The organism is Gracilibacillus sp. D59 (assembly GCF_052246695.1).
Taxonomy (GTDB): Bacteria; Bacillota; Bacilli; order Bacillales; family Amphibacillaceae; genus Gracilibacillus.
In genome coordinates this window covers 368,599-394,010 of record NZ_JBQQCK010000001.1, presented here as the reverse complement: position 1 = coordinate 394,010, position 25,412 = coordinate 368,599, and the positions used below count along the sequence as shown (strand labels likewise).

General features: G+C 36.6%; 15 protein-coding genes. 14 read left to right on the top strand and 1 reads right to left on the bottom strand.

The window, feature by feature from the left end:
- The first annotated feature begins 49 nt into the window (after positions 1-49).
- The 13 genes from ACTWP4_RS01830 (at position 50) to ACTWP4_RS01770 (ending at position 21,958) form a co-directional block, all read left to right on the top strand.
- The gene (locus tag ACTWP4_RS01830; protein ID WP_443127050.1) at positions 50-1,249 is read left to right on the top strand and encodes a response regulator transcription factor; all 1,200 of its coding nucleotides are present in this window, start codon (positions 50-52) and stop codon (positions 1,247-1,249) included.
- Positions 1,242-3,122, top strand: coding sequence for a substrate-binding domain-containing protein (locus ACTWP4_RS01825; protein ID WP_443127049.1), 1,881 nt, complete (start codon positions 1,242-1,244; stop codon positions 3,120-3,122). The genes ACTWP4_RS01830 and ACTWP4_RS01825 overlap by 8 nt, the downstream gene beginning before the upstream one ends.
- 382 nt (positions 3,123-3,504) lie before the next feature.
- The gene (locus tag ACTWP4_RS01820; RefSeq protein ID WP_443127048.1) at positions 3,505-5,037 is read left to right on the top strand and encodes a sugar ABC transporter ATP-binding protein; all 1,533 of its coding nucleotides are present in this window, start codon (positions 3,505-3,507) and stop codon (positions 5,035-5,037) included.
- Positions 5,018-6,022, top strand: coding sequence for an ABC transporter permease (locus ACTWP4_RS01815; protein ID WP_443127047.1), 1,005 nt, complete (start codon positions 5,018-5,020; stop codon positions 6,020-6,022). The genes ACTWP4_RS01820 and ACTWP4_RS01815 overlap by 20 nt, the downstream gene beginning before the upstream one ends.
- Positions 6,019-7,056 carry a galactofuranose ABC transporter, permease protein YjfF gene (gene yjfF / locus ACTWP4_RS01810; RefSeq protein WP_443127046.1) on the top strand — a complete coding sequence of 346 codons (1,038 nt, stop codon included), beginning with the start codon at positions 6,019-6,021 and terminating at the stop codon, positions 7,054-7,056. The genes ACTWP4_RS01815 and yjfF overlap by 4 nt, the downstream gene beginning before the upstream one ends.
- A gap of 146 nt (positions 7,057-7,202) precedes the next feature.
- Positions 7,203-10,835 (top strand): FIMAH domain-containing protein, encoded by a 3,633-nt coding sequence (locus tag ACTWP4_RS01805; protein WP_443127045.1) that lies wholly within the window; start codon positions 7,203-7,205, stop codon positions 10,833-10,835.
- Between the two features lie 323 nt (positions 10,836-11,158).
- A complete protein-coding gene (locus ACTWP4_RS01800) occupies positions 11,159-11,974 on the top strand; it encodes a ZIP family metal transporter (protein ID WP_443127044.1) in 816 nt (271 codons plus the stop codon).
- 320 nt (positions 11,975-12,294) lie between these two features.
- On the top strand, positions 12,295-13,611 hold the full coding sequence (locus ACTWP4_RS01795) for an extracellular solute-binding protein (RefSeq protein WP_443127043.1): 1,317 nt from the start codon (positions 12,295-12,297) through the stop codon (positions 13,609-13,611).
- A 112-nt stretch (positions 13,612-13,723) separates the two neighbouring features.
- Entirely contained in the window at positions 13,724-15,535 is a 1,812-nt protein-coding gene (locus ACTWP4_RS01790) for a histidine kinase (protein ID WP_443127042.1), read from the top strand.
- Complete coding sequence (locus tag ACTWP4_RS01785) at positions 15,510-17,030, top strand: response regulator transcription factor (protein ID WP_443127041.1); 1,521 nt, start codon at positions 15,510-15,512, stop codon at positions 17,028-17,030. Before ACTWP4_RS01790 ends, ACTWP4_RS01785 begins: the two co-directional genes overlap by 26 nt.
- 84 nt (positions 17,031-17,114) lie before the next feature.
- Complete coding sequence (locus ACTWP4_RS01780; protein WP_443127040.1) at positions 17,115-17,987, top strand: carbohydrate ABC transporter permease; 873 nt, start codon at positions 17,115-17,117, stop codon at positions 17,985-17,987.
- Between the two features lie 3 nt (positions 17,988-17,990).
- Positions 17,991-18,863: a carbohydrate ABC transporter permease gene (locus ACTWP4_RS01775; RefSeq protein WP_443127039.1), complete on the top strand. Its 873-nt coding sequence runs from the start codon at positions 17,991-17,993 to the stop codon at positions 18,861-18,863.
- Positions 18,864-18,877: 14 nt separating this feature from the next.
- Positions 18,878-21,958: a beta-galactosidase gene (locus ACTWP4_RS01770; protein ID WP_443127038.1), complete on the top strand. Its 3,081-nt coding sequence runs from the start codon at positions 18,878-18,880 to the stop codon at positions 21,956-21,958.
- A gap of 302 nt (positions 21,959-22,260) precedes the next feature.
- Here ACTWP4_RS01770 and ACTWP4_RS01765 read toward each other — a convergent pair whose 3' ends face one another.
- A complete protein-coding gene (locus tag ACTWP4_RS01765) occupies positions 22,261-22,458 on the bottom strand; it encodes a hypothetical protein (protein WP_443127037.1) in 198 nt (65 codons plus the stop codon).
- A 331-nt stretch (positions 22,459-22,789) separates the two neighbouring features.
- Between ACTWP4_RS01765 and ACTWP4_RS01760 the strand changes: the two genes are divergently transcribed.
- Positions 22,790-25,300 carry a rhamnogalacturonan lyase gene (locus ACTWP4_RS01760; RefSeq protein ID WP_443127352.1) on the top strand — a complete coding sequence of 837 codons (2,511 nt, stop codon included), beginning with the start codon at positions 22,790-22,792 and terminating at the stop codon, positions 25,298-25,300.
- Positions 25,301-25,412 lie beyond the last annotated feature (112 nt).

Below are 25,412 nucleotides of genomic sequence, written 5' to 3'. Positions count from 1 at the left end.
AAACCCCCATTGATGGAAGTCTCACTTTATTTTCAAGGGGTGTTAATTAATGTGGAAATTATTTATTGCTGAAGATGAAAGTATTATTAGAAGAGGGCTGAAAAAATCATTAGAGTGGGAAACTTATTCAATAAATGTGATAGGTGAAGCTGAAGATGGAGAAGAAGCGCTAAATAAAGCTATCGAATTGAGGCCGGATATTCTTTTTATCGATATCAATATGCCGTTTTTAAATGGCTTAGAACTAATGGAAAAATTACGATCAATATTGCCGGATGCGGTTTTTATCGTTATTTCAGGTTATAATGAGTTCATTTATGCTCAGAAAGCAATAAAAATGGGAACAATAGATTATATATTAAAACCAGTAAAAAAGCCGGAATTAAAGCGGGCGGTTGAGAATGCTATTGACATTTTGAAAAGAAAATCTATGAATAGGCTTCGTGAAAAACAATTAGAAGGCAATAAACAACTTCTGAAGGAAAAATTTCTATTAAGTTGGAGTCTTGAACACTATCAAGAGGACGAAATAAAAAAACATGCACAGTTACTTGATATCCATTTATCGAAAAGCACTGGATTATCGGTGTTTAAGATTGTAAAGGAAATTAACATTGGAAGTATGGAACAAAATTGGAGTGATGTTCTATTAAGTTTTTCAATAAAAAATATTATTAGTGATCTCTTAAGTGGCTATCAATCAAAAGAAATGTTCGAGGATCAATCTGGTCATGTTGTCTTATTGTTACCAATGATAGATACAGAAACTTTATTCGATATCAATCGAAAAATAGTATTAGAATTAGAGCGGTTTCTAGGAAAAGTTGTGACTAGTCGGGAATGCGTATTAACTTCCTTTTTGGATTTTCCTAATGAATATAAAAAAATAATAAGTGATTTAAAATCAGCTAATAGAATGACACCCATTGTCGCATTGGCGAAAAATTATATTGATCAACACTATTATAGTCAATCTATTTCATTACAACAGGTTGCTAGTTATGTACAAGTAAATCCTACGTACTTAAGTAAACAAATTAAAAATGAACTTGGTGTCTCATTTATTCAATATCTTACAAATGTGCGAATTAATAAAGCGTTAACCTTAATGAGGGATCCATATTTAAAAATATATGAAGTTGCGGAAATGGTCGGTTATAGTACACAACATTATTTTTGCAACGCCTTTAAAAAAGTGGTTGGGATCTCACCAACTGTATATCGTACAGGGGAAAAAATACATGAATAAAAGAAGTGTCACAACTATCATAGCGTTTGGAACGCTTATGGTAGGTTTAGTAATGTTTATAACTTATGAAATGTATCAATCGAATTCTAATTCAGAGCCGGAAGTAGATTATGTTATTGGTGTTTCACAACCTAATCTACAGGAACCTTGGCAAATTTTAATGAATGAAGAATTACGAGAGGAAGCTTCCAAACATCCTAATTTAAGAGTTATTTACACGGACGCAGCGCAAAGTACACAACAGCAAATTGATGATATTAATACTTTAAAAGGATATGATATTGATTTATTAATTGTATCTGTTGAGGATTCAATAGAAATGACACCAGTTATATCGAATGTCTATAATGAAATTCCAGTAATTGTATTAGGTAGAGGTGTGGAAGGCTATAACTATACACTTTATATTGGCACTGACCATTATTTAATTGGTGAAATGGCTGCCGAAGCCACTAAAAAATTGTTAGGAGATCAAGGTGGGAAAGTAGTTGAAGTGCAAGGCTTAACGAGTGCAGTTCAAGCAGAAGAAAGAAGTCGTGGCTTTAGAGAAAAAATAAATCAAACGAAAAATATTAAAATTGTAAACACTGTTGTTGCTAATTGGCAACGAGATAAAGCAGAAGATAAATTAAAGGCATTATTAAAAAATAGTCATGAGAAACCCGATCTAATATATGCCCACAATGATGCGATGGCTTTAGGGGTGTATAGAGCGCTTCAGTCGTTAGATTTTGGTCAAATTAAAATAATAGGTAGTGATGGAGTAGATAAGCCAAATGGAGGACTTCAACTTGTAAAACAAAAGAAAATAGATACAACTTTTATAACTCCTACAGGTGGTAAACAAGCAATACAATACGCTATTCGTATTCTAGCGGAAGATACAGAAATTCCTAAAAAAATAATATTAAGAAATCATGAAGTATCTTCTCAAAATGTGGATGACTTTTATCTTAAGAAAAATGTGTTAAATAATCATTCAAAAAATGATGAGAAAGTAACACTAGGGTTTGCACAAGTAGGGAGTGAAAGTGCTTGGAGAACAGCGAATACAGATTCTATTATAAAGGCAGCTGAGCGTGAAAATGTCAATTTACTAATAAAAAATGCTAATAATAATCAAGCAAAACAAATAGAAATCATTAGGGGATTTATCCAACAAGGGGTAGACGTTATTGGATTTTCGCCTATGGTTGAACACGGATGGGAAGAAGTATTACAGGAAGCAAAAGATGCGGGAATACCTGTCATCTTGTCTGATAGAGAAATAAAGGTTAAAGATGATTCATTATGGACTTCTTTTATTGGATCAGATTTTGTTGAAGAAGGAAGAAGAGCTGCGCAATGGGTAGTAGATCAAATGAAATCAAGTAAGGATTCAGTTAATATTATTGAATTAGAAGGCACAAAGAATTCAGCTCCAGCAACAGACAGAAAACAAGGGTTTAAAGAAGTGTTAAAAAACCATCACAATCTTCAAATAATAGATTCATTGTCAGGCGATTTCACATTGGGAAAAGGTAAAGAAATGATGGAAAAAGCGTTACAACAGTTCGGCAATGATATTGATATAGTATATGCGCACAATGATGATATGGCAATTGGAGCAATAGAAGCTATTGAGAATTATGGTTTGCGACCTGGGAGTGATATCAAAATTATCTCAATAGATGCGACCAATAAAGCTTTTAAAGCATTAAGCACTGGTAAATTAAATTTTACTGTGGAATGTAACCCGTTGTTGGGACCACAAATTATGCAAGCTGCTAAAGAATTAAAAAAAGGTAAGGAGATACCGATGAAGATTATTACTTCTGAAGAAACCTTTACCCAAGAAGAAGCAAAAAAGGAAATGAAAAAAAGGAATTATTAAATTTAGTCGATCCTAGTCCCCGTTTCACTAACAATGAAGCGGGGATATTTTTTTGTTTATCACGGTGCTAATTGCCCGTAACCCCCACTGATGGAAGTATCACTTTATCATTTAGCGGAAATGTGCAAAAAAAGACTTTTATTTTTAAATACAAAAATAGAGGATGAAATTATACTTTAATTAAGCCTGTTCTTACTTTATCACGGTGCTAATCGTCCGTAAAACCCCCACTTCAGGTTCTTAGTAAATCAAAGAAGCTAAGAGGGGGCTAACGGCTAACACCCTGATAAGTTTCATTAACCATCAGTAGGTGTCAAAAACCCCCACTGATGGAAGTATCACTTGCAATAGGTTAAAACACAGAAATAAGAGGGTGTTCTATATGGTTTCTGAATATTTGTTAAGGGCCGAAGAGATATCTAAGTTTTTTCCAGGCGTAAAAGCCTTATCAAACGTAAACTTCACTTTAAAACAAGGTGAAATTCATTCCCTTATGGGTGAAAATGGTGCTGGTAAATCCACTTTAATTAAAGTGCTTACAGGAGTTCATAAAAGGGATGAAGGTTCTCTATTTTTCAAAGAAGAAAAGATCGATATTAATTCTCCACAAAGTGCTCAGAACATGGGGATTAGCGCAGTGTATCAGGAAGTTAATTTATGTGAAAATCTCTCTGTGGCTGAAAATATTTTTATTGGTAGGGAGCCAAAGAAAAAAGGGAGAATTAATTGGAAAGAAATTAATTCAAGAGCTGAGCAAATACTTTTGACGAGACTAAATATAGAGATTGATGTAAATAAAGCTCTTTCTTCGTATTCTACTGCTATTCAGCAAATGGTAGCCATCGCAAGAGCTGTTGATATGTCTAGTGGTGTTCTTATTTTGGATGAACCTACTTCCAGTTTAGATAAAAATGAAGTAAAACAATTATTTAAGGTAATGAGAGCTTTGAAAGAAGAAGGAATGGGAATTATATTTGTTAGTCATTTCTTGGAGCAAGTCTATGAAATATCTGATCGGATTACTGTTTTAAGAAATGGCCAATATATTGGAGAATATGAAACGAATCAGCTTCCCAGAAAAGATTTAGTATCGAAAATGATTGGACGGGAATGGAATGAAAATTCTACTCGCAAAGAAGAACAAATTAAAAATCTACCATCACCCGAATTACTTTTAAGTGGAACTAATCTAGCAAGAAAAGGATCTATTAATCCATTAAATATAGAGCTGCACAAAGGTGAAGTATTAGGGTTAGCTGGATTGTTAGGATCAGGTAGAACCGAATTAGCTAAATTGCTTTTTGGAATTGATAAGCCTGATCAAGGAGTTCTTTATTTAAACAATGAAAGAATTCGATCATTAAACCCAAAATTATCAATCGAAAGAGGTTTGAGCTTTTGTCCGGAAGATCGCAAAGTAGAAGGGATAATTAATGATTTGACCATTCGCGAAAATATTATTTTAGGATTACAAACCAAAAAAGGCTTATTAAAATACATTCCTATGAAAGAACAAGAAGAGATCGCTAATAAATATATCAAGTTATTAAGAATAAAAACACCGAGTATGGAACAACGCATTGATAACCTTAGTGGTGGGAATCAACAAAAGGTGATTCTTGCTAGATGGTTAGCAACAAATCCAACTTTACTTATCTTAGATGAACCAACAAGAGGAATTGATGTTGGATCTAAGCAAGAAATAAGACAATTAATTTTTGATTTAGCAAAAGAAGGAATTACCATTTTATTCATATCTGCTGAGCTAGAAGAAACGGTAGCTTGTTGTGATCGAGTGATTATTTTAAGAGATCGGCAAAAAATTGGAGAATTACAAGGAGAGGAAATGACAGAGTCCAGGATTATGGACATGATAGCCAAAGGAGATGAAATAGATGAAGCTATATCTTCTTAAATTTTCTAGGCAAAAAATATTTTGGCCTTTAATAGCTTTAGTTTTAATACTGGTTTTAAATTTATTTATAGACCCTGGTTTTTTTGAAATTGAAATAAAAAATAATCACTTTTTTGGCAGTCTGATTGATATTTTAAATCGTTCGATACCACTTGTAATAATTTCAATTGGAATGACACTTGTTATTGCAAAAGAAGGTATAGATATTTCTGTTGGTTCAGTATTAGCCATATCAGGTGCTACAGCAATTGCTATCATGGAGCATCAAAACGTGTGGGTTGCTTTAATTGTTGCTTTAATTGTCGGAGTTGTTTGTGGTTTTTGGAACGGGTTACTTGTATCCGTATTTGAAATTCAGCCGATGGTAGCAACTTTAATATTGCTCGTTGTTGGTAGAGGGATTGCTCAATTGATCACTGGCGGGCAAATCTTAACGACAGATAACGAGACTTACGATTATATCGGTACTGGATTTTTGTTTGGTTTTCCGTTTCCAATTTACATCGGTATATTTGTTTTTTTGATAATGCTTTTGCTAAAGAAACGGACAGCAATGGGTTTGTTTCTAGAATCTATTGGTAATAACATGACTGCCAGCAAATTTGCAGGGATTCAGCCAAAAAAAATTATTCTACTCGTTTACACGATTTGTGGGCTTTGTGCTGCGATCGCTGGCGTTATTGTAAGTGCAAATGTCAGCAGTGCAGATGCAAATAATGCTGGATTATGGATAGAACTGGATGCAATACTTGCAGTTGTAATTGGTGGTACGTCTATGCGGGGAGGAAGGTATTTTTTAGGTGGTACTGTAGTTGGGGCATTATTTATTCAGACATTATCAACCACTATTTATTCGATCGGGATAAACCCACAAATTGTCATGGTAGTTAAAGCTGTGGTCGTCATTCTGGTGTGCCTAATGCAGTCGGAATCATTTAGAAGAATCTTTGCAAATTTGGGCAAAAAGAAGGTGTCATACACATGAAAATTTTTAACATCGCATTAAAAGAAAATCATATTTTTATACTGGCAACAACTGTATTAATTATATTGTTATATGGATATGGATCTCTTTCATTTACTGGATTTTTTAGTATTCAAGTTTTCTTGAATTTACTTATTGATAATGCCTACCTTATTATTGTAGCGACTGGAATGGCTTTTGTAATTATTACCGGTGGTATTGACCTATCAGTAGGAGCATTTGTAGCGTTTATCAGTATGGTTTCAGCTACTCTATTGGAAATTGGATTCAATGCATATTTAGTTATCATTCTCTCTCTTTTAATTGGCGTTCTTTTCGGCGGATTTCAGGGGTATCTCATTAGTCAATTTGATTTGCATCCTTGGATTGTCACATTAGCCGGTATGTTTTTAGCGAGAGGTGCTAGTTTTTTAATTAGTACAGAAAGTATTGTAATTACTAACGAAACATATAGTGATTTATCAAGTGCGAAATTACCGATCGTCGGAGGAGGCTATTTATCTATTGGAGCCATTATAGCGTTATTGTTAGTAGTAATCGCTATATTCATGGCCAAATATACTAAGTTTGGAAGAAATGTTTACGCAATAGGAGGAAATATAAGTTCTGCAAGATTGATGGGACTTCCTGTCAGGAAGACCACCATTTTAGTATATATGTTTTCAGGCTTTTGTTCTGCGCTGGGTGGTTTTGTTTTTACCCTATACATGCTTTCTGGATATGGTTTGCATTTATTGGGTATGGAAATGGATGCGATTGCAGCATGTGTGATAGGAGGAATCTTATTAACCGGAGGCTTTGGTTACTTGATAGGACCTATGCTTGGAGTCTTAAGTATGGGTACTATTCAGACGATTATCATGTTCCAAGGTACACTTAGTTCATGGTGGACAAAAATAGCTGTTGGTTTTTTGCTTTTTATTTTTATCGTGCTCCAACGACTTGTTGTTTTAAATAGAAGAAGGAGAGAGAAGAAATTCAGTAAAGAAATAAAGGGTAAACCTGACACTGAATCATTTGCTGCGAACAGCTAGATACGTATTCCTTTTTCACATTCATCAATAGTATCAACACACCTTTTGCTATCCATTAAAGGAGGTGATCTAAGTGTAGATTTTAGTAAGAAGTTCGTGTACGTGATTAATCATTTTTGTATGAATTATGCTAAGAGGAGGATTCTATGAATATCAAAATGACAAGGAAATTAATGTTTGCATTTTTTATCATCTTTATGTGTTCACTACCACTCTCCACCTTAATTGCTGATTCGGAAAACAATGGCCAAAATGGTTTAAAGGGAGAGTTTTACACTAGTTCAGAACCAGGTGCATTTGATTTCGATGAGAAAAAAGCAACTGTTGTGACACCCAATATCAACTTTGGTAATTTGGAGTCATTATTAGAAGAATTAACGGGACAAGCTGATGATGCATCTGTAAGATGGACAGGTCAGCTAATGCCTGAATTCACTGAAGATTATACCTTTTCAATGATAGGAGATAATGGCTTTCGCTTATGGATAGATAATGAACTAGTAATTGATCACTGGGTGAACGATTGGGATAACGAACAAGAAAGTGCTCCTATTTCATTAGAAGCTGGTCAAAAGTATGATATTAAAATTGAGTATTTTGAAGACATGGGTGGTTCCAATTTAAAGTTAAGCTGGTCCAGTGATTCACAGCCAAAAGAAGTGGTTCCTATTCAAAACTTATATTTGCCAGAGGATTATTCTGTTCCTGGTCCAACTAATGGGGTCATTTCAGCAGACGGGATGCAAGTTTCGCTGAATTTTGAAAACGCTTTAGAGGAGTTGCCAGATGAAGCTGCCAGTTATTTTTCAGCAATAGGTAATAAGCAAGTGGTTAACGCTGAAAGAAAAGCAGATGATCCTTCTACCATTATTTTGGAACTAGACTATCCAATTACTTCAAAAGATAATGACTACCTCTATGTATCTTATGATGGTAATGGTCCAATTACGACTACAGAAGGCAATTCACTGGAAGGTTTTACGACTTTCGCTATTAATAACTCTGAGTATATTATAGCCTCACCATGGGCAGAAGAGGTAGATGCAGAGAATGTATTACCTGAGTACCCAAGACCACAAATGGTTAGAGATGACTGGATGAACTTAAATGGCGAATGGCAGTTTGAATCTGCCGCTAGCGATGATTCACTTCCAACCGGTCAAACCTTGGATGAAACCATTTTAGTACCATTTGCAGTTGAGTCAAAATTATCAGGTATTGAAAGACACGAAGATCATATGTGGTATAAACGGAATTTTACGATTCCTGAAGAATGGTCTAATAATGATCTGTTATTACATTTTGGTGCAGTCGATTGGGAAACAAACGTTTATGTGAATGGCAATGAAGTAGGTACACATAAAGGTGGATATGATGCCTTTAACTTTAATATTAGCGAATATTTAGTAGAAGGAGAAAACGAATTAATCGTTGAAGTAAAAGATTCTACGTCATTAAGCAGGGCGCTTGGGAAACAACGATTAAATCCAGGTGGAATCTTTTATACATCTGTTTCAGGTATATGGCAAACAGTATGGTTAGAACCTGTTTCTAACACACACATTAGCAATTTGAAAATGACACCTGAAATAGATGACGAGTACTTAGAGTTACAGGTAGATGCTACGAATCACACCGATCAAGAAGTAGAAGCAATTGCATATAAAGAAGGTGAAGAAGTTGGCAGAGTAACAGGTACTGTTGGAGAAAAGATTCAAATACCGGTACCAAATCCTAGATTGTGGTCAACTACAGATCCGTTTTTATATGATTTGGAAGTGCGATTGAAGGATGAAGATACGACTGTTGATGAAGTGACTAGTTACTTTGGTATGAGAGAAATATCAAAGGGGATGGTTGACGGAACGCTTCGCCCATTACTCAATGGTGAATTTGTTTTTCAAATGGGACCGCTTGACCAAGGATATTGGCCAGCTGGTCTTTACACAGCTCCAACAGATGAAGCATTAAAGTTTGATATAGAACAAGCAAAATCTCTTGGTTTTAACATGATTCGGAAACATGCCAAAGTAGAGCCACAACGTTTTCATTACTGGGCGGATAAAATGGGTATGTTAGTTTGGCAAGACATGCCTAGTATGTTTAATAATAATCCCTCACCAGAAGAAGCTGCACAATTCGAACATGAATTTGAAGAGATGATCAATGAGCATTATAATTCCCCTTCATTAATTTTATGGACAGTGTTTAATGAAGGATGGGGTCAATATGATACAGAAAGAATTACCAATTGGGTTGAGGACTTAGATCCAACTCGCCTTGTCTCTAATGCTAGTGGATGGACTGATGTGGGTGCAGGTGATGTGATAGATTTCCATGCATATGTAGGTCCGGATTCACCAACACCTACCGAAGATCGTATCGCTGTACTTGGAGAGTATGGTGGGCTTGGCCTACATGTTCCTGGCAATGAATGGAGTGGGAATGTTTTTAACTATGAAATGCAAAGTAGTAAAGAAGCATTGACAAACCGCTATCTTGGGTTAATTGATGGTATTAAAGTATTAAAAGAAAATCCTGGTCTAAGTGCAGCTGTCTATACGCAAATAACCGATGTGGAGATTGAAATTAACGGTTTACTTAGCTATGATAGAAAAATTGAAAAAGCTAATTTTGACAAACTGCGTGCTGCACACCGAGAACTAATTGGCATTGTTGAAAATAGTGACTTAGAGAAGCTAATCAGTGAAGCTCAAGAGTTACTCGATAATGCCCAAATAGGGGAAAAACCGGGACAATACGATCAGGCTGTTGCAGATGCATTACAAAAAGCAATAGCTAGCGCTCAAGAATTTTTGGAACAGAATGTACAATCCAATCAATTGTTAAAAGAAGCTATAGCAGATTTAGAAGAAGCAATGGATCAATTTAAAGATCAGGTAAATCCTCCAATTACAATAGGTGCAACAGTTGATCAGTTTGATAGCGACTCATTATCAGAAGAATGGTCTATTTATAGGGAAGTAGAAGACAGATGGAGTTTGACAGATGTACCTGGTAAGTTAAGAATTTTAACATCAGAAGGTGATTCTCATGAAGCATCTAATTCATTGAAAAATCTCTTTTTAAGAGACGCTCCTGATGGTGATTTTGAAATTACTACGAAGGTTACTGCTCCTATCCGTCAAAATCATCAACAAGCTGGTTTGTATATTTGGGAAGATGAAGATAACTATGTAAGATTAGGACATGTTTGGGATACTAGCACTACTGATGGATACAGTATTGAGACAGCTAAAGAAGAAGAAGGGACGTATTCGAAACCAGATAATATGGTCGCACATCCTGAAACAGACACTATTTATTTGAAATTGAAAAAAATGGGTGACCAAGTGACCTCTTATTATTGGAATGGATCTGAATGGATTCAAGCGGCAGATCCTATGACGGTTTCACTAGATAATATAAAAGTAGGATTTTATGGCACATCTACTTTTGCTGGCGATATCAATGCAGACTTTGACTACTTTACACTTCAAGCTTTACCGATCAATCCACCAGATCTACAGGAACTAATGGATAGCTATATTGAGTCTGGTGATTTAACAGGTCCATTAGCGGAGCAGTTGACAAATACGTATAAACAAGCAGTTCATCATTATGAGAAAGAATCAGAAGCTCAAGCACGTAAGTTTATTGAAAAGTATTTGACACAGATCGAGAAACCATCGATGCAAAAGCATATTTCAGAAGAAGCAAAAGAAGCATTAGTGGAAGCAGCCGATGCTTTTAGTGAACAGTTGGATAAAATGAAATAAATGGAAGAAAGAGGAGTAGCAAATTGCTACTCCCCTTTTTACCTTTAAAAAGGCACCTATCTGAGGTGTCTTTTTTTAAGTAAAGATAGTAAAATTTTGGTGTTTGTCTAGCTCCCGGCGCTCTACGCTTTTCTTAAGTTTAAAAACTAGTATTAGTAAGGTTCGACTGTTGAGAGGTGAAAAAAATAAATCTTATGAAGTGCATTAAATGTTTTCTAATGTACTTCATATGGTATAAACTGTGTTATGATCTACATTAGTTGTCTTAAACGGAATCGATAGAGAATTTATTTATAGGATATTAGGAAGGTGAGCTTTCTGTTATGATTGATTTTTTTCAGAATTTTAATCCAATAATCCAGGCATTTATAGCTACATTATTTACTTGGGGAATGACTGCGTTGGGAGCTAGTCTTGTTTTTGCAACAAAAACCATCAATCAACGATTAATGGATAGTATGCTGGGGTTTGCTGGTGGTGTCATGATTGCAGCAAGTTATTGGTCTTTACTAGGACCAGCTATTGAATTGTCAGGTGACAACAAGATCGGAACTTGGTTTCCGGCAGCGTTCGGATTTTTATTAGGTGGTATTTTTTTATGGGGAATAGATAAGGTTTTACCCCACCTTCATCCAAATACTCCTGTTGATAAAGTGGAAGGAATCTCTCAGAAAAAAAGAAAAAGAAGTACATTACTAGTACTCGCAATTACGTTACATAATATCCCAGAAGGGTTAGCGGTCGGAATTGCTTTTGGTGCCCTTGCAAATGGTGGAACAGAAGCATCTTTAGCTGGAGCCATAACATTAGCGCTTGGAATCGGTATCCAAAACTTTCCTGAGGGTGTTGCAGTTGCCATGCCGTTAAGGGCAGAAGGGATGTCTCGGGGGAAGAGTTTCCGGTACGGGCAATTTTCCGGAATGGTGGAACCAATTGCTGCGGTCATTGGAGCAATTGCAGTCTCTTTTATGGAACCATTATTGCCTTATGCATTAAGTTTTGCAGCGGGAGCGATGATTTTTGTTGTAGCTGAAGAAGTTATTCCAAGTTCACAAGAGAAAGGCAATAAAGATTTGGCTTCCATGAGTTTAATGGTAGGTTTTGTATTAATGATGATTCTTGATGTGGCATTAGGTTAATGGACAAATTTTAATCAAAGCAAGGATTTATCACGGTGCTAATCTTCCGTAAAACCCCCACTGATTGATGGAAGTCTCACTTTATCTGAAACTAAATTGTTACGATTAGGGGAACAGGAATTGTATTGCTGAAGCATTTTGGTGGGAAATGGTTTTAGCAATACATTTTTTTGCTGGAGGATTTATATAGCATTTCTACGACTATCTATTTTTAGGGTGTATAAATTATTGGATATTATATTAACTTTGTTGGATTTTTTAGCTTATTCTTCTATGAGATAATCCAGAATGAAAGCGATAACAAAAACGGAGGGTTAAATATGAGAAAGTGGAGTAATAATTTATTTCTAGGTTTAGTCGTTTTGTTGGTAAGTTTATTAGTAGCATGCTCAGGTGATAGTGGAGAGGAAACGTCTTCCAATAATGGAGAATCCTCAAGTGATGATGCTGTCACTCTTAAATTTTGGAAATCAGAAGATATTGGTCGTGCTGATTACCAAGCATTCATGGATATTGTTGAGAAATTTGACAAAGAGCACCCGAAAATCAATCTTCAAGTAGATACAACTCCAAATGCTGATTATCGAACTCGGTTAAATACACAGGCAGCTGGTGGACAATTACCTGATGTATTCCAAGTTTGGCCAGGAGCAGAGCTGAAACCACTTGTAGATGGTGGTGTTGTACAGCCAATCAATGATATTGTCAGCTATTGGACAGAAGAGACAGGTCTATTGGATGAAGAAGACTTCGATGACTTTTCGATTGATGGTGATGCCTATGCGGTTCCCGCTAACACGAACCCAACACACATGATTTTTTATGATAAAGATATGTTAGCGGATGCAGGATATGATGAGTTTCCTAAAACATACGATGAGTTCCTACAGCTTATAGATGATCTGAAAGCAAATGATATTACACCTATCGCCTTAGGTAACTCAGATGCGTGGGTATTGCAATCTGTTTATATCTCAACGATAGCTGATCGATTTACCGGTAATGATTTCTTGCAAGGTGTTGCAAATGGAGAAAGAGCATTTACAGATGAAGACTTTGTGAAGTCATTGGAAGTGATTGATGAGTTAGTGAAAAAAGAAGCGTTTAATAAAGACCTTAATACGATTGATAGTTCCCAAATGATTGATTATTTTCTTCAAGGTAAAACAGCCATGGTTATTGATGGTAACTGGGGAATTTCTTCAATTCTAGAGAATATGCCGGAAGATAAAAATATAGGTGTTTCGATGATTCCTTTAAATGATAAGAAAACGATATCCACTGTTGCAGGAACGGGAGTTGCTATTAATAGTGAATTAGAGGGAGAAAAACTCGAAGCAGCACACACTTTCTTAAAATATGTCTATAATCAAGAGTTATGGGAAAAGTTAATTAAAGTTGGTCGTCCAATCATCGCAAACGTAGAGGTACCGGATGATGCAGAGTTGCATCCGTTAACTAAACAAATGTTTGAAGTGATTGCCGAATCTGAACCAGCACCTGTTTACGATGCAACCTTAACACCTGCAGTAAATGATCAATTAGAAAATGAGTTGCAATCGATAACGGTTGGCGGGTCAACCCCTGAAGAGGCAGCAAAAAATATTCAACGTGTAGCAGAGAGTAATCAAAAATAGCCATAGTATGTGCTGGAAAGTAGAGTGTCTAAGGATACTCTACTTTTTGCGCATAAGGAAAATGTTATACTCTTCTTATTACTAATGATGAATTTAATAGGAGTAAATAGACATGCAATTTATCCACTATATTAAAAACAGTTTAAAATGGAAATCTGTTATTATTTTTCTTTTACTTGTAACGATTCCAAGTGGTTTAATCGGTTCGATCGTTATTTATCAATCTAACAATATATTAAAAGAACAGGTTATTAACACTACTTACCGTAATTTAAATAACATGGAGTCACAATTAAATACTGTTATCAAAGAAGTTGAGGAGATATCTAGATATATGATTTATAGTAATGAATTCCGAGACTTCATGACATATCCAGCTGTTACTGGAGAAGATTACAAACATTTAAATGAAGTTCGCAGTAATTTGAACGGATTTTTCGTATTCCACCAATCAGAGAAAGATTATTTTCATTCTGTAGAAATAGAAGGAGAGAATCAGCAAGTACTGTCAGTTGGTGAAATTGTTGAAGGAAATGAAGAATATTGGGTTAACAAGGCGAAAGAGAAACAAGGGGAAATCCTTTGGAGTACACCTTATGAGATGCATAATCAACGAACCAATCAAGATGAAAAGGTGATCACCTTATACCGTGTAATTAATCATCTCTATGATATTAAGCGGCCAATTGGACTTGCTCGTATCCGACTAAATCAACAAGCGTTGTATCAGTATGTAACAGAAGGCTATACAAACGAACAGCATCAAGCTTTTTTTGTTCATAACCGAGAACAGGATATTACTGGATCTGATTCGGGAAAGGACTTTAGCTATCAAACCTTTATGGATAATATCCAAACGGAAGGAGAGAGTTTTCAGCTTCAGTCAGATGGAGATGTATATTATGGGGTATCAAGATATATCGAGAAGATAGATATGCATTTAGTATCGGTTGTCAGTGAAAAATATGTTCTGTCTGAAATGAAGGATATTCAATCGACATTTGGATATATGATTGTAATCGCAGTGTTAATGGGACTGATGACATTTGCTGGATTTGTCTTCTTTGTCGTTCGTCCTATATTAGAATTAACAAGAGAAACAAAACGGCTGGAGCTCGGAGACTTTAAAGCGAGAGTTAAAATCCGATCGAAAGATGAAGTTGGTCAGCTCGGCTATCGTTTCAATTCGATGGTGGAACAGATTCAGAAATTAATCGACAGCAAATATAAGCTGGAAATTCAAAATAAACATTCAGAATTAAAAGCGTTACAAAGTCAAATAAATCCTCATTTTCTATATAATACGCTAGATATGATTCGTTGGACAGCTCGTTTAGAGCAGGCACCGGAAACAAGTAAAAGTATCGAAGATTTATCTACTTTGTTTCGAATTACCCTTAGTCAAGGGAAGATATGGATTCCATTAAAGGATGAATTAAAATATGTCCAAAGCTATATGGAGTTGCAGAAGAAACGATTAGGAGAAACATTTCAGTATGCCATTTTTATGGAAGCAGGTTTAGCTAACAGTATCGTTTTAAAATTAATACTGGAACCTCTTGTCGAAAATAGCTTTAAACATGGTTTCAGGCAAGCACAAGAAAATAAAAACATTACGATACGTTGCTATCATAAAGATGGGGGAATCGTAATGGATGTCTTAGATAATGGTGTCGGGATGGATATCGAAAGAGTAAATCAATTGCTGCATGCTGCTACACAAGACCAAGACAGTTATGCGCTGAAAAATGTTCATGATCGTATTACCAATGCATTTGGCAATTATTATGGAATTGAAATGCTAGAAAGGAAGGAAGGTGCATGTGTCCGAGTCAATCTACCATGGATTAAAGATGATTTGATGTTGAACGAACTGATAAAAGGAGATGAAAGGTCAAATGACGTTAAAGATGTTGATCGTTGATGATGAACCATTAATATGCCAAGGACTATCTAATACAATTCCTTGGGAGGAAATAGATATCGATATTGTTGGATCTGCCAATAATGGTAAAAAAGCATTAGAAATGATACGCAAAGAGCCAGTGGATATTGTAATTACCGATGTGTATATGCCAGAAATGGATGGCATAAATCTATCAAAGGCACTTGTTGATTGTTTTCCTGAAGTGAACATTATAATGATCAGTGGTTATGAAGAATTTGAATATGCTCGCCAAGCAGTTCGAATTGGGGTGAGAGATTATTTATTAAAGCCAGTGGATATCGATGAATTGCTTACATTAGTCAAAAAAGTAAAACAACAAATATTGAAAGATCGGAACGAAGAATTAGATAAACAAGAGACGATGTTAACCAACTATTTATCTCAACAACTATTTGACTTGCCTGATTCCTATAATTTGAGAGAAAAAATGGATAGGCAAGCATATGCCTTTCGCGTCATGGTGATCGAAAGAAGAAATTATATGGAAGTTTGTTCAAAAGATAAAGATGAGGAATTGGCGGACTGCTTGATACCACTAATAGTACCATTTGAGATGTCATCGATCTGTATTGAAACACATGAGAATCAATTGGTCGTCTTTCTTTATGATCAGCATGATATTTCTGATGAGCGAATGAATAAGCTAACTGCTGTCATAATGGAAACTTTTGACAACGAGATTTCAATAGCTAATTCTTCTGGTTGTCGTGATTTGGATTATGTATCGGTGCTATATCAAGAATTAAACCAACGGCTAAGTTTCTATCGAGGTTCAGCCAAACAGATTATAACGGATACAGAAGATATGCCGTCTGAAATACAATACGAAATGGATAAACAAAAAATGAGTGCTATTAGTGATGCTGTTTTTCAACAGGATATGTCTGAAGCAGAGAAACTGGTGAAGCAACTCTTCACTGACTGGGAGCATAACAAGTTAACACTGGAACAAATAAAACATCAGACTATTTGTCTCATTAACTCAATTAAGGAAAAAGGTCAAAATTCTACCTTTGAAGATCTGGATTTTACACTACATCAGGAACTAGATTTACTTATTTATAATAGTGTGGGTGCCATTCAAGATTTAGTGTTAGAGGATCTTAAGCGGGTGAATAATTACTTACAACATTCAAGCGAAAATCATTGGATTATTCAACAAGCTAAACAATATATTGAGAGAAACTATCAAAAGGATATTAAAGCAGTGGAAGTAGCGGAAGAACATTATATTACACCCAATTATTTTAGTATGCTATTTAAGCAAGAGACAGGTTACAACTATTCTGAATACCTTAATACTATTCGGATTAATAAGGCGAAAGAGCTGCTCGCAGGAACCTCGAACAAAGTGTTTGAAATAGCGGAGTATGTCGGATATCGGGAATATAAATATTTCGTTCAAGTATTTAAAAATTATGTTGGTATCACTCCTACACAATTTCGCCGGTTCCATTCCATAGAAAAGTAGATATAATGTTAACTTTTTAGGATTTCAGATAAATGAAAGCCCTTTTATAATGGAGGAAAGTTAGCAGTTGTAGGGAGTGATGACATGCATTTACTAAAGAAACCGTGGATTATCGCGGTGGGTGTTATACCCGCATTAACGATCTATTTGATTTTTAGTATAGTTCCAATTTTTATTTCCTTTTATTATTCTTTTATGTCTTGGAATGGTTTTTCTGAGATGCAATTTATTGGACTAGCAAACTTTAAAGAGGTACTTCAGGATTCTGTCTTTTGGTTATCTGTACGGAACAATATTTTAGTAGTTCTGGCATCCGTGTTTGGACAGATACCGATTGCTTTGGCATTAGCGTTATTATTGAATCGAAAAATAAAAGGCGCTAAATTTTTCCGAACGATCGGTTTTATGCCGGTAGTTATTTCAACGGTGGTTATTTCGATAACCTGGCGTATGATCTATAACTCGGAATATGGGATGATCAATAACTTTTTAGAGGCAATAGGGTTAGGTTTTTTACAACAGAATTGGCTTGGTGATCCAACCTGGGCAATGGTTGCTGTTTGTATCACGATTATTTGGCAGTTTGTCGGGCTTTACTTTATTATTTTCTTATCCGCATTGCAAACGGTTCCAAAGGAAATCTTAGAAGCTGCAGACCTTGATGGGGCGTCAGAGTGGCAAAAAACACGTTATGTGGTGATCCCATCGATATGGAATATCATTTTAATTTCGATCGTGCTTTGTATCAGTGGTAGTTTGAAGACATTCGATTTAATTTATGTAATGACATCTGGTGGACCTGCGAATTCCACGGAAGTAATGGCTACTTATATGTATAACAAAACATTCGAAGGACTTCGCTATGGGTATGGTAGTGCGATTTCTGTATTAATCTTTGTGTTTAGTATCGGACTGATCTTAATAACTACTAAATTACTTCGTAGAAAAGAGGTGTAGATAATGAGTGATTCAATGGTTACTTACGATACCGTTTCCAAACAAGCACGCAAGAAAAAGAGGTTTAAACGAAGTACGATTTATTTGATACTATTGGCGTTTACCATTATCAATGCTTATCCGATTTTTTGGATGATTATGAATTCCTTTAAAACAGGTCAGGAATTTTCTTTTGATCCGTTCGGCCTGCCAAATGACTGGGTGTTTGTCAATTATGTTGATGCATGGGTAACGGCTAATATTGGATCCTATTTCTTCAACAGTTTATTTGTCGGTATTGTCGCTTTGATTATTTGTATATTAGTTGGCGCATTTGCTTCCTATTTTTTGTCGCGCTTTGAATTCAAAGGTAGAAACATGCTTTATGGCTTTTTTGTAGTAGGGCTGCTTGTACCGATTCATGCTACATTGGTACCGATGTTTATTTTAATGCAGAAGCTTGGTTTCATTAATACTCATCTTGCCTTAATTTTTCCATACGTAGCGTTCAATCTACCAATTACGATTTTCTTGTTAACAAGCTTTATGGGTTCTTTTCCAAAAGAAATTGAAGAATCAGCTATTATGGATGGATGTGGTCCGTTTCGGATCTTTTGGTCGATTATTTTGCCGATGAGCCGTCCAGCATTAGCGACGGCAGTAATATTAAACTTTATTAACAACTGGAATGAATTTTCATTTGCATTAGTATTAATTAACGATGATGCCTTAAGTACTTTACCATTAGGGTTAGCAAATTTTGCAGGTGAATATGCAACCAATTATACTGCCCAAATGGCAGGGTTAACGATGGTATTGATTCCAACTATTTTGTTTTATTTAGTAATGGAAAAACAAATCGTGAATGGTATGACACAAGGTGCTGTAAAAGGTTAAGAGGAGGATTACGTGTGACAAAAACATTGTTTTTTTATGATGAGCAATTTCCTTATGAGGGGACTAGGCCATCACAAGAATGGCTGAATCAAATCGGAGATCAATTCGAGGTGGTAGATGCAGATCATTTATCTGAAGCGTTAACTAATCATGATTTTAGCAGTTATGTGCATTTACATGGTCCTTATTTTCCTAAAGAAGTATGGCCGGATTTGTTAGCTTTCTTTCAACAAGGGCATGGTCTATTACATATTGGAGGTGCTCCTTTTCGCAATCCGGTTAATCAATCAGAACAAGGGAATTGGCAAATTGAAAGAACACAAACAGCTTATCACCGACAATTACAGATCCATGAAATATTACCGGTTGATCCTGAGCCAATAGAGCAACTAGTGGCCGATTGTAAGGTGCCAATTTTGGAGGGGAAAGAGTCGCTTTTTTCCATCAAACCGACACATAACCTGATTTTGCATGTAACGCGATATCGAGATCGTCCAGAAGAAAATGGCTCTAGTGGTCCAATGGATGCTCATATTTATCCGCTACTCAAAGGAATATCCAAAGATGATCGGGAAGTAGCTGCTCCAGCAGTATTATTGGAAAATACGAAAGGAACCTTTGCTGGGGGTAAGTGGTTATTGATCAATCAAACTATTAATGATCACTTCTGGCAAAATGGCGGAGTAGATGCGATATCAGAGTGGGCGGCTTTTACTGACAAAGGTGTGACGGAAATTTGGGTCAAGCCAAATTACGCAACATATGAGCCTGGTGACCGGCCAACCATTACGATTCAGACAGAAAAAATGGTTAGTAATGAACAGGCTTCGGAAGCATGGCAGTTTGATATTACACTTACCCATGAATCGGAGTTAGTCTGGACAGGTAGCGAAAAAATAAACGTAACAGATGAGCTACAATTTTTACGAATTCCAGTAGATGTAACTATTGAAAAAGGACAATATCTAATTGAATGTCTTGCCACTGCTGAGTCTGGAGAAAAGCGCATTTTCACACAAGGCTTCTGGGGAAATGATCCAAATTTATTACAACAAGGAAGTGTCATGGAAGCAGGAAGAGACTATTTCTGGAAAGATGGTCGTCCTTTTCCAATTGTTGGGCAAACCTATATGACTTCTGATGTTGCACGTAAGTTTATCTTTATGCCAAACGTAGCAGCTTGGGATCAAGACATGGCTACAATGAAAGAAGCAGGGATTAATTTAATTCGTACCGGCCTTTGGACAGCATGGCGTCATATGATGTTTATCGATGGACATCCATCTGAAGAGGTATTACGCGCAATTGATGCATTCCTGCTTACTGCCAAAAAGTATGATATCGAAGTAACCTTTAACTTTTTTGCCTTTACGCCAATTGCTTTTGAGGGGGAAACCCCTTATCTTGATCCGCGTAGTGTAAAAGCACAAAAACGTTTTATTAGCGCATTAGTATCGAGGCATGCAAAGACGACTAATGTGCAATGGGATTTAATTAATGAACCATCAATGTTTGATCCGAAGCGCTATTTCCAAGGTCCTCGCTCGGCACAGGATCGCTTTGAACATGCCGCATTTGTGAAATGGTTGCAAGAGAGACATGAGTCCATAACTATACTTCAGGAGCGTTGGGACATGACACCTGAGGAATTGCCGGACTTTGAGTCAGTTGCATTACCTGAACAAGAAGAGATTAATTTTGATATCCAGGATATGAAGCAGCCCAAACAAGGACTGCGTTGGCTGGATTATACGTTATTTACGATGGACATGCATAATCAGTGGGCAAAGGAATTAACCACTACGATTAAGTCAATCAATCAAAAACAGTTAGTGACAGTCGGGCAAGACGAGGCGTTAAGCAGCCAGCGTCCAACGCCGTTTTTCTATGAAGAAGCGGTTGATTATACTACTGTTCACTCCTGGTGGCTGATGGATCAGCTTGTATGGGATGGTATTTTTACCAAAGCACCATATAAACCGAATTTGATTCAGGAAACTGGTATTATGTATGTCGAAACAGCAGACAGTAAAGCGAAACGATCGGAAAAAGAGTTGCGTAATATTCTCGAACGAAAATATGCGTACGCCTTCTCAACCGGTGGAGCTGGTGCAGTCCAATGGTTATGGAATACTAATTTTTATATGGACAATACGAATGAATCTAATATTGGTGCGCTACGAGCAGATGGTACACAAAAACCGGAAGCAGATGTATCCTATGATTTTGGAACGTTTATCGGTGAAATTCGTGATCTATTTGTTGATCGAAAACTAGAAGAGATAGCGGTTGTGTTCCCTTATTCTAATGATTTCTCTAATCGTAAATTTGCTTTTGATGCAACTACTAAATTAACAAGGGTTCTCGCTTATCAACTGAATGTACCATTTAGAGCGATGGGTGAATATCACTTAGAAGCATTGGAGGAACAACCGCCGAAGCTGTTGATGGTACCAAGTGCGCATAATTTTAGTAAGGAAGCGATGGAGAAAATATTTCAATATGTTGAAAATACAGGTGCGACCCTTTTATGGACAGGACCGATTGGGCTGGATGAATACTGGAAGCACAGACAGAAACTAACAGACAAACTAGGAGAATATCAGTTATCCAATGTTGTACGGGAAGAAGTAATAGCGATAGATGGTGTGAATTATCCCGTTTCGTTCGGTGATCGTCGTATTGGCGAAGTAAGCAAGGAGCGTATAATTGGTCAGGATGATGCAAGTTTAATAGAAGTAGAGATAGGTAAAGGAACATTACTATGGTGCCCGTTGCCTGTTGAATTGAACGAACGTACCGATGTCTTAACAGCTTTATACCAAAAAGCAATATCTTATGCAGGTGTAGAAGCAGAACTGGAATGGGTAGAAGGTGGAGACCTTCCAGGGGTTTATGGAAGAAAATTGTCATTCCGAGATGGATATCTGTATACATTCGTATCCGAATATGCAGTTGATACAGATATAAAAATAAAAGACACCGCAACCGGCCACGTATATCAGTTTAATCTGGAGAAAGAACGATCTGTCTTATTTGCAACAGACAAGCAAGGTAGTATAAAAGCATCCTATCGAGATCAGAAGATTACCTAAAATAAGGTCCTACCCTTAGGTTTTGTATTAGGGTGGGACCTTTATTAGATAAACGACAAATCAAAGAAGTGAGCAGATAGAATTGTTGAATAATACAGAGATAAACGACAAATCCAAGAGTAGAGCGTGAAGATTTGTAGAATAAATCGAGATAAACGACAAATCAAAGGAGTGAGCAGATAGATTTGTTGAATAAACAGAGATAAACAACAAATCTATAAAGAGCGGAAAAATATTTGTGAAAAAAGGGGAACAAAAGACAAACTCAGGATTTTATCCAAAAATTTATCACGACATTCAAATTAATCGTTCTCTTTTTTAAAAACATTAGAAATGGTGATAAGAATTATGCCAATTATGATGGCAGGAGTAGAGAAAGAATAGACACTTTCAGGAGCATCTTGAATAATATCTAATGTCCCATTAAACGCTATTCCTAGAACAAAAATCACAAAACCTAACCAAAAAACCATCTTGCCAAACGGAGTATGTTTTTTCATCATTGCCTCCCAAAAAAATTATTTATCTCTTTTCCTCGTAAGTAGAATAACACATAATGATGTTTTAAAACTATAATATTTGTAAAATAATTACCATCTCTGATTTTTAATGATTTTCCACTGATATTTTGTATTACGAAATTCATTTTCTCTGTTATAATCATGTTCACGAAGGGAGGCGAAAAGAATTGAGCTAAGACCGTTTTATTATGCGCATTAATGTAAGCGTTTGCTTAAATGGTAACTGGTATGAAACGGTCCAAAAAATTAGAGGAGTGATTATTTGAGAAATCAATCGTTCACTAAAAAAGTATTTAGTTCAATCACAGCCATGACTTTACTTCTATCAGGTGCAGCAAGTGTATCAGCAAATGATCATAACACAAACGAACAATCAGATGTAACAGAGGGAATTCAACTTGAGAACTTAGACAGAGGATTAGTAGCAGCTTCCACCTCTGAAGGTGTGTTTTTAAGTTGGCGGCTTTTGGCAAATGAAGTATCCGGTTATTCGGATAGTGGTCTAACAGGTGTCGACTTCAACGTATATCGGAACGGTGAAAAAGTGGCAACGGTGGAGGAGAGTACCAACTATTTAGATACAGAAGGTTCCTCTGGAGATGAATATACTGTTAGTAAGTTAGTGGATGGAGAAGAAATAGAGGAGAGTGATACAACCATACCATGGGACGACGGATATTATGATTTACCTCTACAGAAGCCAGATGATGGGGTGACTCCAGCTGGAGAGTCTTATACGTACCATGCGAATGATATGAGTGTTGGTGATGTGAATGGCGATGGTCAATATGAATATGTCGTAAAATGGGAGCCGAGCAATGCTAAGGATGTGTCACAAGTTGGCTACACCGGCAACACTTATTTAGATACTTATACAATTGATGGAGAGCTTCTTTATCGAATAGATTTGGGTGTTAACATTCGTTCAGGGGCTCACTATACGCAATTTTTAGTTTATGATTTTGATGGAAACGGCAAATCGGAGATCATGTTTAAAACAGCACCTGGAACAAAGGTCATCAAGTACAATGAAGATGGTGAAGTTGCATCAGAAGAATATATAACAATGCCAGAAGAAGATATCGAAGCAGGGTTTAGTCATGATGATGATTATCGCATGAGTAGTGATGACTATTATGAGCATATTGTGGATTTATTTATGAACTGGCATAAGCAAGAAGAAGTTGTGAATGGTGACTGGCCAGAAACTTTGGAAGAATCCTTTGGCATCGAGCAACAGTATGATTATCCATTATCTAGAGAAGATGCGGAAAGCTTAGCAGATTATTTCATGGATGAGTATGCACCTTCCCGTAGTGGACGAAATGATCTGAGAAATTTTGAAGGATTCATTTTGGAAGGGCCAGAATATGTAACAGTATTTGATGGTGAAACAGGTGAAGAGTTAGAAACGATCCATTACAAACCAGCACGTGAGGATGATGGTTTAAGATGGGGAGACTATGCGATGTCACGAATTGAACCTGGCAATCGTGTTGATCGTTTTCTAGCTGGTGTTGCATACTTAGATGGAAAGAATCCTTCCGCTGTATTTGCGAGAGGATACTATACGAGATCAACTATCGTTACCTATGATTGGGATGGAGAAAATTTAAAGGAAAACTGGTATGTCGATAGCGGTTGGACACCAATGAGCAATCCGTTTAATGATGGACCACATGGCGTAGATGGAACGAATGAAGAGTTTGGAAGCATTACGACACAAGGGTTCCATTCTTTAAGTGCAGCAGATGTCGATGGCGACGGCAAACATGAAATTGTCTATGGTGGTGCAACGATTGATCATGATGGTTCTTTACTATACAGTACGTTCGATGAAATGCCAGAAGAAGGATCAGCAGAAGGCATGGCACGATTAGGTCATGGAGACGCAATGCATGTAACTGACATTGATCCGAACCGTCCTGGCTTGGAAATGTTCATGGTATTTGAAGGTGGACCATGGGCACCATATGGTTATGCCTTACGAGATGCAGCCACTGGTGAAGTCATTTATGGTGCGTATACCGGTCGTGATACTGGACGTGGTATGATTGGTGACGTTCTGCCTGAAGAGCCTGGATTAGAGACATGGGCAGTTGGCATGCATACAGCTGACGGAAGAGAAATGGCGGATAGCTGGCGAGATGCACCAGGAACGAATATGAATATTAAATGGGCTGCAGATATGACAACACAAATTATTAATGGTTCGAGGGATCAAACCCCAACGATTAACCACTGGCAAAAGGGTACTGTCTTAACGGCTGAAGGAACGAGAACGAATAACTGGACAAAAGGGAATCCGGGCTTAGTGGCTGATATATTTGGAGATTGGCGAGAAGAACTACTTGTAAGAACAGAAGATAGTTCGGCCATTCGAATATACTTAAGTACGGAAGTGACGGATCGAAAACTTTATACATTGATGCACGATCCACAATATCGAGCAGAAGTAGCTAGGCAAAATACAGGCTACAACCAGCCTTCTTACACAAGCTTTTATTTTGGTTCTGATATAAATTGGTCTCAAGTACCAATTCGAAATGTATGGCTGCCGATAAATACTTCAGTTCTCCAAGAACTAATGGATAGCTATATAGAAGTTGGTGATTTAACCGGTCCATTAGCTGATCAATTGGCGAACACGTATAAAAAAGTGGTTCATCATTATCAGAAAAGATCAGCAGATCAGGCACTTAAGTTTATCGAAAAGTATTTGACTCAGATTGAGAAGACATCAATGCAGAAGTACATTTCGGAAGGTGCAAAAGAAGCATTAGTGGGAGAGATCGAAGCTTTTGCAGAGCAGTTGAATTAATTCGGATAAAAGGTAGATGTTCTATTTAAAATAGACAGAAAAGGAGTAAGCACCTGCTTACTCCTTTTTATTTCCAAATATGTTCAAATATGAGAGGTGAGTATATTTCTAG

Coding starts and splice junctions, on each gene's coding strand:
- ACTWP4_RS01780 (WP_443127040.1), top strand. CDS start 17,115: ATGCATTTACTAAAGAAACCGTGGATTATCGCGGTGGGTGTTATACCC.
- ACTWP4_RS01790 (WP_443127042.1), top strand. CDS start 13,724: ATGCAATTTATCCACTATATTAAAAACAGTTTAAAATGGAAATCTGTT.
- ACTWP4_RS01765 (WP_443127037.1), bottom strand. CDS start 22,458: ATGAAAAAACATACTCCGTTTGGCAAGATGGTTTTTTGGTTAGGTTTT.
- ACTWP4_RS01785 (WP_443127041.1), top strand. CDS start 15,510: ATGACGTTAAAGATGTTGATCGTTGATGATGAACCATTAATATGCCAA.
- ACTWP4_RS01820 (WP_443127048.1), top strand. CDS start 3,505: ATGGTTTCTGAATATTTGTTAAGGGCCGAAGAGATATCTAAGTTTTTT.
- ACTWP4_RS01805 (WP_443127045.1), top strand. CDS start 7,203: ATGAATATCAAAATGACAAGGAAATTAATGTTTGCATTTTTTATCATC.
- ACTWP4_RS01830 (WP_443127050.1), top strand. CDS start 50: ATGTGGAAATTATTTATTGCTGAAGATGAAAGTATTATTAGAAGAGGG.
- yjfF (WP_443127046.1), top strand. CDS start 6,019: ATGAAAATTTTTAACATCGCATTAAAAGAAAATCATATTTTTATACTG.
- ACTWP4_RS01815 (WP_443127047.1), top strand. CDS start 5,018: ATGAAGCTATATCTTCTTAAATTTTCTAGGCAAAAAATATTTTGGCCT.
- ACTWP4_RS01775 (WP_443127039.1), top strand. CDS start 17,991: ATGAGTGATTCAATGGTTACTTACGATACCGTTTCCAAACAAGCACGC.
- ACTWP4_RS01825 (WP_443127049.1), top strand. CDS start 1,242: ATGAATAAAAGAAGTGTCACAACTATCATAGCGTTTGGAACGCTTATG.
- ACTWP4_RS01795 (WP_443127043.1), top strand. CDS start 12,295: ATGAGAAAGTGGAGTAATAATTTATTTCTAGGTTTAGTCGTTTTGTTG.
- ACTWP4_RS01800 (WP_443127044.1), top strand. CDS start 11,159: ATGATTGATTTTTTTCAGAATTTTAATCCAATAATCCAGGCATTTATA.
- ACTWP4_RS01760 (WP_443127352.1), top strand. CDS start 22,790: ATGACTTTACTTCTATCAGGTGCAGCAAGTGTATCAGCAAATGATCAT.